This window comes from Paenibacillus sp. FSL L8-0638, from assembly GCF_038593075.1.
Classification (GTDB): domain Bacteria; phylum Bacillota; class Bacilli; order Paenibacillales; family Paenibacillaceae; genus Paenibacillus; species Paenibacillus polymyxa_D.
Genome location: NZ_CP151960.1, coordinates 73,856 through 87,633, shown reverse-complemented (window position 1 = coordinate 87,633; position 13,778 = coordinate 73,856). Strand labels below are relative to the sequence as shown.

Sequence of the window (13,778 nt, the reverse complement as noted above, 5' to 3'; positions counted from 1 at the left end):
TGAATATCCTCCCGCTGCACCTGGCAGTCAGGAGGACAAAAGGACAACTTAACGTGCGCTTCCACCCCGTCATTGATCCAGTGAAACAATTTCTTCCGCCTCAGCCACCAATCGATCGCCTACGGAAGCCCGACCCTTGCCGAGTAAATAGCCCCGCCGACGCTTGATTACTTCAAAGTAGAGATCAATTCGGTCCCCAGGCTTCGCCAAGCTATGGAACCGAATCCCATTGAGATTGGTCAGGTATGAAATCCCTTTTTTATCAACCGCCACGAATGCCGCCAATTGTGCAAGCGACTCCACAATCAACATAGGAGGCATGCATGGGTTAGTGTCTGTAATGAACCACTCACTCCAGGTGACAAGCTTGTATCCCTTCGCCCATTGCGACGTTTCGTACCCGGTCACGCCATCCAACAGTAGAAATGGGTACCGGTGCGGAAGCACATCCGGGATATGGATTAGCTCTTCGCTCACAGGCTTATTCCCCTTCCCACTTGCGAACAGCAAGGCAGACGTTGTGCCCTCCGAAACCAAATGAATTGCTAATCGCCGCGCGGACCTCGCGTTCCTGATATACATGCGGCACAAAGTTCAATTCAGGAGCTTCAGGATTGTCGCAATTGAGTGTCGGTGGTACTTTGCTGTGAATCATACTCTGCACAGTCGCAATTAATTCGACTGCCCCTGCACTGCCCATTAAATGACCAGTCATGGATTTAATAGACGATATCGCCAAACGGGGGGCATGCTCCCCGAACACTTTTTGAATAGCATTAATCTCCATACGATCATTAAATGGCGTACTCGTACCGTGGGCATTAACATAGTCGATTTCCTGCGGCGTCAAGCCGCCATCCTGCAATGCGATGTTGATCGCTTCTGCCGGTCCGGAGCCTGAGGGATCTGGAGCCGTGATATGATACGCATCCGTTGTGCATCCGTAACCCACAACTTCGGCCAGAATGGTGGCTCCGCGGTTCAGAGCATACTCCAACTCCTCCAGCACCAGCACCCCTGCTCCTCCACCGATAACGAATCCATCGCGATCCACATCAAACGGACGACTGGCCTTCTGTGGCTCTTCATTACGTCTGGAGAGAGCATGAATATTCGCAAAAGATGCCAGATCAAGCTGACTAAAATTGGCTTCTGCTCCACCGGCAACCACGACATCAGCCGTGCCGTACTGGATCGTACGTAATGCCTCACCGATGGCATTGCTTCCTGTAGCACAAGCTGTAACCACAGCAAACGAAGGCCCCTTGGCCCCAATAGCAATGGAGATTTCACCAGGTGCTGAATTAATCATCATCGAGGAAACAAAATAAGGAGAAACTCTTTTGGGACCAAGCTTTGTTAATCTCCCATAGTTCTCCTCTACAACGTCGAGGCCGCCTGCTCCAGAGCCGACGATAACCCCCACGCGACTTGCATTCCGCTCATCAATCACTAATTTTGATTGCTCCACTGCCTGGCGGGCAGCCGCCAAAGCAAACTGAGTGAACTGTGCGACTTTATTAGCTTCCTTCTTGCTCATATATTGCAATGGGTCAAAGCCCGTAACCTGTGCACCGATCTTTGTCGGAATGTCCGCTGTATCGAAAACAGTGACAGGTCCAATTCCGCTTTTTCCTTCCAATAATGAATTCCAGAAATCCGTAAGATTAAGCCCGACCGGCGTTACGACTCCCTGTCCAGTCACTACAACACGTCTTCTCACTGTATCCACGTCCTTCGTTGAAATTAATTCTTGGAAGCCTGTTGCTCGTAGAGAGGAAAGTCGCCATACACATGACTGATTTTTTCATGCACATCCGCAAGATCAGCATATACCTCGACGACCACAAGCTTGTTTTCCTGATACTTTTGCCAAGCAAGCTGAAGCTGTTCCCGTGCCTCTCCCTTACTCCGAATTGCAAGGCTCTCCACAAACTCATACTGGGGAATTTGAATTCCTGTCTTGGCCGCCTCAGAAACAAACGGGAGGGACTGCCCTGTGAGATGTTTATAATTCATCTGATTCTGCAACCAACCATAGCCACCATTATTGAGTACGATATAGATTAACGGTATTTGATATTCTACCGCTGTCATAAAATCCGAAAAGAAGAGATTGAACGCACCGTCACCTACAAGTGCCACTACTGGACGTTGCGTTGCCACACTTGCTCCCAGAGCAGCAGCCGCACCGAATCCTAGGCTTGTTTGATCACTGGGGACAATCGAAAGAGAGCCTTGAGTAAAGCGGAAATATGGATAAAAGTAGGACCACATATCCTGCAATCCATTCTCTTGAAGAAGCACTAGATTTTCAGGAAACTCCGTCTGAATGATTTCCAACAGCTCAGGAACGTGGATCCCAGGAGCCTTTTGCAATTCCTCCAGATAGATAGCCCTATGAGAAAAAGCCTTCTCTTTACAGCTCCTGATTGTTTCAAGCCACACTCCATCAGGCTTCTGCCCTAGCCGATCATGCCATTGCTCCACTGCTGCATATCCATCACCAAGCACTTTGATACCCCTGTATTCGTGGGCAAAATCCTCCAGATTTACATTGACTTGAATCAAAGGTGTATCCTGTAGCAGAATATCCCACTCGAACGTAGCCGTTTCTTCCAAGCGGCTACCCAGTGTGATCACCACATCAGATTCCTTCCAGATTTGTCTTAGACTGAGATCCGTATAGAGTCCGGCAACACCGCAGAAAAGTTCGTGTTCTTCATCCACTACACCCCGTCCCGAGGCAGTTGCGAACAAGGCCGCTCCATGTTGGTGAGCGAACCGCTCAATCACATCACCTGTACCTGACTTCATTCCCCCTCCGACTAGAATGAGCGGCCTGCGGGCCGTCTTTATAATCGCCCAAGCCCCATCCAACTCCCGCAGAGACGGAGAACACGACAGCTTCTCGGGCGGGGTAAACTGAAGCACTTTTGGCACAGGCTGGTCCATCAGGTTTTCAGGGAGTTCGATATAGACAGGACCCGGCGCTCCATTGATAGCCAAAAAGGCAGCCCGCTCCATCGCCCATACAAGCCGATCCACATGCTCGACACGATAAGCCCATTTTACAAGCGGCTTCACAAGTGAGATTTGATCGGCTTCCTGAAAGGATCGGGTACCCAGCTTATCTCCTCCGGTACCAAGCGCCAGAAGCAGGAGCGGAGCGCCCAGGTTCTTGGCTTCCAGCAGCCCTGTAAGTGTATTACTGAGCGCAGGGCCTTTCCCCACAACACACACGGACATCTGGTTGGTGGTGAGCGCATAACCTGCTGCCATGAACACAGCATTACGCTGATCTTTGCACAGGATAAAATCCATACCAGATGAGGGGAGTGACGATACAATTTTGAGATCATCACTGGGTAATCCAAAGAGATGCTGAACCCCAGCCGACTTTAAATAGCCAATGATGGCATCCCAGGGAAAGAAGCTCGCAGTCATACCAAACTCCTCTTTTCCGACAAATATTCTGCGACAATTTCTGAAATCAAGATCGGCTTCGAAATGAGCTTGAAATCGTAAAAAATATAGTTCGACATCGTGCCGTAGCCACCAAAAGGCTTATTGCCTTGGTCGACATCCTCAAGCGTCTGATTAATGGTCAATGTGTGCTTCTTTCGTAGAACGTCAGTCAGGTGCTCCGATCCGTATAAACTGCAACCCATTGCACGTTCACTGAAATAACTGGAGGAAATACGCTTGATCAGTTGCTCGTCGTCTTGGTAGCTAACTACATTGAAGACTGGAGAAAAGTACTCAATAATATCCAGATTCTGATCCAATTCACTATATACAACCGTTGGCTCCATCTTTTTCGTACGGAAATCAATGCCGCCGCCATAAATAATAAACTTATCGTTCGTGTTAAAATACTCAGAAACCGAATATAGCGTGTCTTTGTAGAATATAGGGGTATAGTTTGCGTTCGGATCATTGTTGGCTCCAAACACGAGTTGGTCAAGCTGTTGAATCAGCAGATCTTTGAAATGCTCACTCACATCTTGATGTACCAGAATGATGTCGGGGCCTAGGCAGTCCTGTCCAGAGTTGAACAATCTCATCCGGATCACATCGGTAACCGCCAGCTCCAGATCTGCATCAGGCCCGATGATGAAAGGATTTAGTCCTTGTCCGTAAAAAATGTAGAGCTGATCTTTTCGAATCTGTTTTTTGATCTTCTCTGCATTGGTATAGCTTCCGGTGAACACTACAATATCAGCTGGCATAACGGAATTCTCCATGAACACCTTCTGGCTAACTTTACGAATATAGATGGGTAATCCATGTACAGCCTGAAGCTTTTCATGCAGCATGTTGACGTACTCGTTTACGTGAGAAGAAGGGCGAAAGTCTATATTTTCAACGTACAGGGACGGAATCAAGAGGTATAATGCATAGGAGTACAAAATGACGTTGGAAGGCATGAATACAGCCATAGATCGTTGCCAGCTTGGCTGATAAGTCTGCACTTCTTGCAGAGCACCTTGAAGTGTGAGGATCGTGGAGTCAATTTCTGCATTGGCAGCCCGATAGGATGAAAATTGCGTGAGAATATCCATCACTTCCTGCCGATTTTCAATCAAATAATTGAGGCATTTCAGAATAGATTCATGCCTTTTCAAAAACAGTGTGTTTTCTGCCAACTCTGGATTTATACTCATGGCACATTCTCCCTTTCCTATATGCGGTTTTGGTAAATATTTTGCTATACTTTGCGAGAAGCAACCTTCTCCAGGGCAATACGCTCCATCTCCAGACGATCTACTTTCCCATTGCGATTTAAAGGAAAATGGTCGAGCGGAAGCAAAAGATCGGGAAACATGTATGAAGGGAGTACACGATTTATTTCTTTGCGGAGTGCAGACAAGGCTTGTGAGGATTCGCCTTCGATGAATGCAACAAGCAATGTCCCTTTAGCCTCATCCTCCAAGGTGATCACGCAGGATCGGTAACCTAGCGAACCAATCCGGTCCTCAATATAGACCGGAGATACCATGTAGCCCATCCGGTTGACCGTCTTACCGCTGCGACCAATGACATACAGCATTCCGTCATCCAGATAGCCCAGATCCCCCGTCTTGAACCAGCCATCCTGTAGAACGGATTGCGTCAGGTCTGGACGATTTAGATAACCTTCCATGCATCCAGCACTGCGTATCCACACTTCGCCTACGATACCGTCCGCCTGCTGGTTGCCTGTAGAATCTAGTGTTTTCAGATCCACACCAGGTAATGGTAGGCCACAACCCTTCGGACACTCTAGCGTCCCCAGCGTAACGTTGCCCAGTTCAGAAAGGCCGTAACCATTCAGCAGGGGCTGTCCAAATATGTTGTTAAATTTCTCTTCAAGGTCTCGAGTAAGTGGGGAACCGCCTACGCACCACATACGCACCGGAGCTTCCTTGACCATTTCCAGTTGTTCGGGTTTTCGGTTTAGCATACGCAACAAGGTGTAAAAAGCAGAGGGGTTAGCGTCTACGACCGTCGCCCGGTCTTTCGTAATACTTGCAATGACGCTCCAGAGGTTTTTTGGATTGCAGATGATGAGAGAACATGAGGTTAACCACCAGGAGAAGATAAGTGAGATTCCATAAAAATGAGAAAAAGGCACAACGGGGAGCATATGGTCAGACGGTAAGTAGTTCATGGCGTGTATGGAATGCCTGATATTCTCCATAAAAGCTGAACCAGCTTTCACGATTCCCTTGGGTTTTCCCGTCGTACCTGAAGAATACAGAATGAGCGCATCTGACCTCTCGCACCACTTGTTAAAGTCGAGGGCTTCAAGCTTTGGCTCTCCCACCCAATCCGGGTGTACTGCTTCTTCTTGAATCAGATCTTGAATCAGAATAACGAGAGCATGAGGAAGTTCTAAATCGGAATCCGTAAGGATGCAACAGGCACCCGCTTCATCATAGATTTGGGCCACCTCATCGAGCACAGTCTGCTCGTCCACCACAGTCACCGAAACAGCAATATTGCACAGGGAGAACAGAGACACAACAAACCAATAGGAATTGGCCGCTTTCAGAATCACTCTACCGTCTTCGGGAATTCCTCTGAGAGTCAACATCCGGGAGAAGATCGTAACGTCCCGCTCCAGACGCTCCCTAGTCATAATTCCTTCAGGTGAGATAATACGGCAATCCGTATGCGTAATAAGCACAACGTTCCCTCCTTACATCCCCGTAATATGGTATCCAGCATCTACATGGATAACTTCACCCGTAATGCCTCTCGATAAATGGGAAAATAGGAATAACGCCGTATCTCCGACTTCCGACGTATCAACCGTCTTGCGTAGGGGCGTAGTTTCTTCAATATGTTTGAGCATTGTGTTAAAATCCTTAATGCCATAGGCAGCCAAAGTCCGTATCGGACCAGCGGAAATCGCATTTACACGAATGCCATATGTGCCCAGATCATTCGACAGATAGCGCATGCTGGCTTCCAGTGAAGCCTTCGCCACACCCATAACATTGTAATTTTTGATCGCTCGTTCTGCGCCAATATACGTCATGGTGACGATACTCCCACCCTCTGTCATCAGTGGGTACACTCGACGGGATACAGCAGCCAAGGAATAGGCGCTGATTTCTTGTGCAACGGCGAATCCCTCGCGAGAAGTGTCAACGAACAAGCCATCCAAATCCTCAGCCTTAGCATAGGCGACACTGTGAAAATAACCATGCAACACGCCTACTTTTTCTTTTAGAAAATCCGCCAATGCATCAAGCTCTTCATTGCTTTGTACATCGCAAGGACAGACCAGTGCTCCCGGAATGGTTTCAGCAAGCTTTAGTACCCGCTCTGCAACCCTCTCATTTTCGTAAGTAAAAATGAGCTGTGCTCCTTCAGCAGCTAAAGATTGAGCTGTCCCCCAAGCAATACTCCTGTTATTAGCCACGCCCATAATCAAAATGTTCTTACCGCTCAGTAGTACTGCCACAGAAACCACCTTTCTTTTTTTACATTTTTAAACAAAATAACAACTTAATTGCATATGTCTACATTTATAGACATATGTAATCTTTCCTGGAATATTATCGCGTTAATTGCCAAACTTAGATAGGCGACGTTTTAGGCAAATCACAAAATTTATTTTAAAATTTGTGTAACACATCATGTATGCTGTCTGTCATCTCACAAAAAATAATTGCGTTGCTTCTGTTGATCTGTGTTCAAATCGAAAGGGATACATGTGTGTGAAAAAAGGTAGCGAGGCGAAAATAAGGTGACTGTCAAAGCAAGTTAAACATAAAATTCGCATATTTTTGTAAATATTTACATTCCAATGACAGACTCACCCCATTACCGGAAGTAACCACTTCATTTTCACCAACAATGACTCTCCCGATTTGAACATCCTGAGTGACCAGCCAGATATCATCTAAGTGTAAAGCCTTAACCTTTATAGACTACGCTTTTGTTTTTTGGGAGCTAAAGTATAGCTAAAGGAGACAACAAAGTCGATTACCAGAACGATCGCCCATGTTTGCATAATGCCCTCCAAAGACACCGTACGCTGAGGATCATCAACATACACAATGATGGCGAGCAACAAAGCATTACCTATAGCCCAACCCAAAAGGTGAAGCAACCAACCTATCCGTTCCTCTTTTGCATGAGCAGCACCATACTTGCGTTCAGGCTTGGGTCCCTTACCAAACCAATGGGAGAACCGTACATCCGCCCACTTAATTAACCTATGACCAAATGCTACTGTAATACCAAAATAACAGGCCGCCAAGCCAGTAGCAGTCGTAATCTCCATGCCACTTTTCACCGTGATGAACACCGCAATTAGTAACAGGATATCAATAATGGGGGTAAATAGTAAAAGAAGCCCACCTAATTTCTTCAACCCAAACATATACCTTGCGACTAACCCTGCAACAACAAAAACCCAAAACAAAACCTCAGCACTAATAATAAATAAATACATAATGGACGATTCCTTTCAAATTAGAAATTGGTATTCACCTCAACTATCCCCCTTTCATGCCCACTATCATACAATATTATACATAATATTCCTAGTATTTTGTCTATAATTACATAAAAGGAAACAAATAGCCGTTTTTTCTGTGAAAAACAGTATCTGTTCAAACTATTTCGTCTTGTTCTCAAAATGGGCATTTTACATGATATGCTACCCATAAAGAATGATGATGATCTGAAATGAAAAAAAGATGTACCTATGCTAGTCAGCACGGGTACATCTTTTTTACAGATACACTATCCAATTACGATATGCCCTTCGGGACGACGGTACAATGTCTTGGTTGAGCGTGGACGAATGGCATAGGCAATCGTAAGAGGACCAATTCGACCAATAAACATAGTCACACAAATAATCAGCTTGCCTGCGTCAGACAACCCTGGCGTCACTCCTACGGACAACCCTACCGTTCCGATTGCGGAAGCAGCCTCAAATGCCAGGGAGAGAAATGGGGCATCCTCTGTCATTAAGAGCAGTATAACCACAATCGAGAATATAAATAGGGCTAGTACAATAATGGTCAGCGCCCGCATCATGATATCTTTGGGGACCCTATGACGGAAAAACACGATTTCCTTCTGTCCTCGCATGACGGCGATTAGCGCACCTACCATAAGCAGAAACGTAGTCGTTTTAATGCCTCCTCCAGTGGAGCCCGGAGAAGCACCGATAATCATCAGCAACATAATAAAAAACTGACTTGCCTGCCTTAACCCGCTGACATCGACTGTGCTCGTACCTGATGATCTCGTGGAGACCGATTGAAAGACAGATCCAAATACTTTGCCTTCCCAGTTCAACGCGCCCAAGGTTCGTGCATTGGTAAACTCAAAAATAAATATAACCAGCGCACCAACCACAATGAGCACTCCCGACACGCTTAGTACCATTTTGGAGTGTAGAGACAGTCTCCGGGTACGGCGAAAATCGAACAGATCGCTAAGCACCAGGAAACCCAAGCCTCCTGATATAACGAGCACAGATGCAATCATATTGAAAACGAAATCTCCAGCATACTGTTGGAAGCTAGTCCCGAACAGATCGAATCCCCCGTTATTAAAGAGGGATACGGAATGGAATATTCCATAATATATCGCTTGTCCGACAGGCATCTCTCGCATCCACCGCAAAGCCAAGACGACGGCAGCTATCGCCTCAATGGTAAAAGAAAAGATCAGCACCTTGCGAATAATACGCACGATCCCTTCCATGCTATCAGCATTAATAGCCTCCTTAAGCAGCAACCGATCCTTCAACGATAATCGCCGCCCCAACAACAGCGCAAACAAGGTCGCTAAGGTCATAAACCCCAGCCCGCCTAGCTGCATCAGCACCAAAATGACGGTTTCGCCAAACATCGTATACGTTGAATCGACGTCAACAACGACTAGTCCTGTGACACAAGCGGCTGAGACGGACGTAAAAAGCGAATCAATCCAATGCGGAGCATGACCACTATGATTGGCAACAGGAAGCATCAGTAGCAAAGTACCTAATGCAATAATCAATAAATATCCAATGACCAATATAAAAGGAGGCGATGCGAACCGACTAAGCTTGACGCTGCGTTTCATTAGAGTATTCTCTCCATCCGTTCTTATGAAAAAGAGGAACAAGACACGGGAAGCCCGGCTGATCCTCTATATTCATAATGTTATGTTATTCTACTGTGCGGTTACGCATATGCGGGAAAAGCAGCACATCGCGAATGGAAGGCGCATCTGTCAGCAACATGACCAAACGATCGATGCCGATGCCCAATCCGCCTGTTGGCGGCATACCGTATTCCAAGGCGCGGATAAAGTCATCATCCATTTCATGAGCCTCATCGTTACCGTGCTCACGTTCCAGCAATTGAGCTTCAAAACGTTGGCGCTGGTCGATTGGATCATTCAGCTCAGTAAACGCATTCGCATGCTCACGAGCGACCACGAACAGCTCGAAGCGATCCGTAAACCGCGGATCTTGTTCATTTTTCTTGGCCAACGGCGAGATTTCAACCGGATGTCCAGTAATAAAGGTCGGCTGAATGAGCGTTTCTTCTACGAACTGCTCAAAGAATGCATTCAGGATATGGCCAAAGGTCATGTGTGGTTCAACCGGAACTTTATGCTCTTTCGCAAGGCGATGAGCTTCTTCATTACTCATCTGCACGCTAAAGTCTACGCCTGTTACTTCTTTAACAGCATCAACCATGGAGACTCTGCGCCATTGCGGCGTCAGATCCACTTCCTGGCCTTGATATTGAATATGCTGTGTGCCCAGTACTTCTTGCGCAATATGTGCAACCATGTTTTCCGTCAATTGCATGATATCTTTATAATCAGCATACGCTTCATACAGCTCAATCATCGTAAACTCAGGGTTATGGCGGGTCGAAATACCTTCATTACGGTAAACACGACCGATCTCATATACTTTCTCCATTCCGCCGACAATTAGTCGTTTCAAATGGAGTTCAATAGCAATACGCATATAAAGCTGCATGTCCAATGCATTATGGTGCGTAACAAATGGCTTCGCTGCCGCTCCGCCAGCAATGGAATGTAATGTTGGGGTTTCAACTTCCAAATAGCCGAGCGAATCGAGATAACGACGCATGGATTGAATAATACGGGACCGTGTAATGAACGTTTTTTGTACTTCAGGGTTCATAACCAGATCGACATAGCGCTGACGGTAACGCAATTCAACATCCTTCAGACCATGATATTTCTCTGGTAATGGATACAAGGATTTGGACAAGACCTCAATATCGAGCACTTTGATTGTCGTTTCGCCTGTTTTGGTCTTAAAGAGCACACCCTTAACACCAACAATATCGCCCAGATCCAAAATACCAAATGCTTTATATTTGGATTCAGGAACCGTATCTTGACGAACATAAATTTGAATACGTCCGCTAAGATCCTGTATATGAGCAAAGCTGGCTTTTCCCATAACACGTTTAGCCATAATACGGCCTGCTATGCTAACTTCAATATTCTTTTCTTCCAGTTCTTCCTTAGTCAAACTGTCATACTTGCTCAGTAGTACGCCCGCTTCAGCCGTGCGTATGTATTTGCGTCCAAAAGGATCAATGCCCAATGAGCGAAGCTCGTCCAATTTGGCACGACGAATTTGCAATAATTCACTTAATTCCTCGCGGTTTTCTTGTGTTTCCTGGTTAGTAGTTTCATCCGACATGGTGCTAAATCAGCTCCTTCAATATGAATAGACGGGCCGGGGTCCGTCCGGGTGTAGAGAAAAAAAGCTTCCACAAGGAAGCTTTTACATTAAATTCCAAAGTCCGTGTCTTATTTCTTGATATCCACGATTTTATATTGAATAACGCCTGCTGGAACGGTGACATCCACAACAGTTCCCTTTTTCTTACCGAGAATTGCCTTGCCAACCGGACTTTCATTCGAAATCTTGTTCTGTAGCGGGTCGGATTCGGCGGAGCCTACGATAGCATACTCTGTAATATCTCCGAATTCCAAATCTTCGACGGTCACAGTTGCGCCTACTCCCACAACATCGGTGTCAATTTCATCACTATTGATAATGCGGGCATTACGTAGCATCTTTTCCAACGTAATTACACGGCCTTCAATAAAGGCCTGCTCATTCTTCGCATCCTCATATTCGGAGTTTTCACTAATATCTCCGTATCCGATGGCTACCTTAATCCGTTCAGCCACTTCGCGGCGTTTGACAGACTTTAAGTTCTCAAGCTCATCTTCGAGCTTTCTAAGACCTTCCTGTGTCAGAATGACTTCTTTATCGCTCATCTTAACCGATTCTCCTGTCATGGGAAAAGTTTAAAAGTGCATCGGAATGCACGCTTTCAAAACATAATATGCCACTCTGAGGGAATGAGAACATTTCCTGCTGTTGTCTTGAGAGCTGCACACAATTTGTAGCATACATCAAGATTTTATACTGAACGATTATAGGGCAAGCAATTGGAAAAGTCAATCACATGCACAGGCCGGAGTAGCTTCCTTATTGCGCAACAGCGGCAGGAGAAGCAGTGCTTGTAGAAGGCTCATCGTTTTCTACCATGTGCAATTGAGATACAAATTGATCCAAAATACGTACCATATCGTCGCGCTTTGTTTCTTCCATAATGACATCCTTAATACGTGCGGAACCTTTAAGCCCCTTGAGGTACCAAGCCAGATGCTTGCGCATTTCACGGACAGCTACTGCTTCACCCTTCAATGCAACCAGACGATCCATATGCAGAATGGCAATACGGATTTTTTCTTCCGGTGAAGGATCGGGCAACAGCTCACCTGATTGCAAGTACTCAATCGTACGGTAGAGCATCCACGGATTCCCCAGAGCACCGCGTCCGATCATAACGCCATCACAATTGGTCAAATCCAGCATACGGCGAGCATCTTCCGGTGATGCCACATCGCCATTTCCAATTACAGGAATGGAAACTGCTTCTTTAACTTCTTTTATAATATCCCAATTCGCATGTCCCGTATACAGTTGCTCCCGTGTACGGCCATGTACGCTAACAGCCTGACCTCCGGCACGTTCAACCGCGCGAGCGTTCTCTACGGCATAAATATGCTCGCTATCCCAACCGATACGCATTTTCACAGTAACCGGCTTACTTACCGACTCCACTACCGCCGATACCATTTCATAAATCTTGTTTGGATCGAGCAGCCAACGAGCACCTGCATCACATTTGGTCACTTTGGGAACGGGGCAGCCCATATTGATGTCAATAATATCTGCATTCGTTTCCTGATCTACGACCTTCGCTGCTTCAACCAAAGATTCGCGGTCTCCCCCGAAAATTTGCAAGCTAAGCGGCTTCTCGCGCTCATCTACAAACAGCATCTCGCGCGTACGCTTGTTGCCATGAATGATGGCTTTATCACTAACCATCTCTGCACATACCAAGCCTGTACCGAATTCCTTGGCGATCAAGCGAAAAGCAGGATTGCACACGCCTGCCATTGGTGCCAGGACGACTTGGTTTTTCATTTCAATGTCGCCGATTTTCAACATATCCGTTCACCCCTTTATCCCTTCTTTTATATCGTATACTTATCGTCATTCCGTCAGTTCCCGGACTTCAATTTCTAGCGTTTGGGCGATGATGTTCAGCATGTCTGGGTCTACTGTACGATTGCCTCGCTCCACAGCACCTAATACAGTCAAAGATATACCAGTACGTTCTGCCAACTCCTGCTGTGTGAACCCTTTTAACTTCCGAAAGGCGCGGAGTCGTTGCGCCAGCTGCATGTTTTCCAAAGCTGTATGCCGTCCTTTCCATCCACAGAATTCAATGCAGTATGCACGATACTGTACAGACCGGACGGATCTTGGTTCGGAACGATGTCAGCCAAAGGAACCAGCACAAAAGCACGCTCCAACATACGAGGGTGAGGAAGCTCCAAATCCGGTGTAGCCAGTTGCGCCGCTCCCATCCATAACAAGTCCAGATCGATGGTTCGTGGACCATTAGGAATATGTCTTACTCTCCCCAGACGACTCTCCACCTCCAGCATATATACCAGAAGCTCCTCTGGAGCAAGCATTGTAGATACGGCTACCGTCATGTTCAAAAAAGAAGGTTGATCCAGATACCCAACAGGCTCTGTTTCATACAGGCTGGAGCACCGTATTACCCGTATACCCGGATGTTCGTCCAGCGCCGTAATGGCTTCATACAGGGTATGCTCGCGCTCCCCCAAATTAGCCCCTAAAGCAATATAAGCCTCTGATGCCTCAGAGGTCGAATGTGCATTCATGTATCGTT

Annotated in this window: 13 protein-coding genes; all 13 read right to left on the bottom strand. The window is 46.5% G+C overall.

The window, feature by feature from the left end; all coding sequences use genetic code 11:
- Nucleotides 1-69: 69 nt before the first annotated feature.
- Nucleotides 70-477: a 3-hydroxyacyl-ACP dehydratase FabZ family protein gene (locus tag MKY35_RS00410; RefSeq protein ID WP_342445290.1), complete on the bottom strand. Its 408-nt coding sequence runs from the start codon at nt 475-477 to the stop codon at nt 70-72.
- A gap of 4 nt (nt 478-481) precedes the next feature.
- Nucleotides 482-1,723, bottom strand: a complete 1,242-nt coding sequence (fabF, locus tag MKY35_RS00405; protein ID WP_342445289.1) for a beta-ketoacyl-ACP synthase II — start codon at nt 1,721-1,723, stop codon at nt 482-484.
- 23 nt (nt 1,724-1,746) lie between these two features.
- Nucleotides 1,747-3,447 (bottom strand): thiamine pyrophosphate-binding protein, encoded by a 1,701-nt coding sequence (locus MKY35_RS00400; RefSeq protein WP_342445288.1) that lies wholly within the window; start codon nt 3,445-3,447, stop codon nt 1,747-1,749.
- Nucleotides 3,444-4,667: an aldehyde dehydrogenase family protein gene (locus tag MKY35_RS00395; RefSeq protein WP_342445287.1), complete on the bottom strand. Its 1,224-nt coding sequence runs from the start codon at nt 4,665-4,667 to the stop codon at nt 3,444-3,446. Before MKY35_RS00395 ends, MKY35_RS00400 begins: the two co-directional genes overlap by 4 nt.
- 44 nt (nt 4,668-4,711) lie before the next feature.
- Nucleotides 4,712-6,172 carry a class I adenylate-forming enzyme family protein gene (locus tag MKY35_RS00390; protein ID WP_342445286.1) on the bottom strand — a complete coding sequence of 487 codons (1,461 nt, stop codon included), beginning with the start codon at nt 6,170-6,172 and terminating at the stop codon, nt 4,712-4,714.
- A gap of 12 nt (nt 6,173-6,184) precedes the next feature.
- Nucleotides 6,185-6,955, bottom strand: coding sequence for an enoyl-ACP reductase FabI (fabI, locus tag MKY35_RS00385; protein WP_029514642.1), 771 nt, complete (start codon nt 6,953-6,955; stop codon nt 6,185-6,187).
- 462 nt (nt 6,956-7,417) lie between these two features.
- Nucleotides 7,418-7,951 carry a hypothetical protein gene (locus MKY35_RS00380; protein WP_340953598.1) on the bottom strand — a complete coding sequence of 178 codons (534 nt, stop codon included), beginning with the start codon at nt 7,949-7,951 and terminating at the stop codon, nt 7,418-7,420.
- Between the two features lie 293 nt (nt 7,952-8,244).
- On the bottom strand, nt 8,245-9,582 hold the full coding sequence (locus tag MKY35_RS00375; protein WP_342445285.1) for a TrkH family potassium uptake protein: 1,338 nt from the start codon (nt 9,580-9,582) through the stop codon (nt 8,245-8,247).
- An 85-nt stretch (nt 9,583-9,667) separates the two neighbouring features.
- Nucleotides 9,668-11,194, bottom strand: a complete 1,527-nt coding sequence (gene lysS, locus MKY35_RS00370) for a lysine--tRNA ligase (protein WP_029514639.1) — start codon at nt 11,192-11,194, stop codon at nt 9,668-9,670.
- Between the two features lie 110 nt (nt 11,195-11,304).
- Nucleotides 11,305-11,781 carry a transcription elongation factor GreA gene (gene greA, locus MKY35_RS00365; RefSeq protein ID WP_013308160.1) on the bottom strand — a complete coding sequence of 159 codons (477 nt, stop codon included), beginning with the start codon at nt 11,779-11,781 and terminating at the stop codon, nt 11,305-11,307.
- Between the two features lie 214 nt (nt 11,782-11,995).
- Nucleotides 11,996-13,024: a tRNA dihydrouridine synthase DusB gene (gene dusB, locus MKY35_RS00360; protein WP_342445284.1), complete on the bottom strand. Its 1,029-nt coding sequence runs from the start codon at nt 13,022-13,024 to the stop codon at nt 11,996-11,998.
- 45 nt (nt 13,025-13,069) lie between these two features.
- Nucleotides 13,070-13,270: a helix-turn-helix transcriptional regulator gene (locus MKY35_RS00355; protein WP_025719314.1), complete on the bottom strand. Its 201-nt coding sequence runs from the start codon at nt 13,268-13,270 to the stop codon at nt 13,070-13,072.
- Entirely contained in the window at nt 13,222-13,770 is a 549-nt protein-coding gene (gene folK / locus MKY35_RS00350; protein ID WP_342445283.1) for a 2-amino-4-hydroxy-6-hydroxymethyldihydropteridine diphosphokinase, read from the bottom strand. Before folK ends, MKY35_RS00355 begins: the two co-directional genes overlap by 49 nt.
- Nucleotides 13,771-13,778 lie beyond the last annotated feature (8 nt).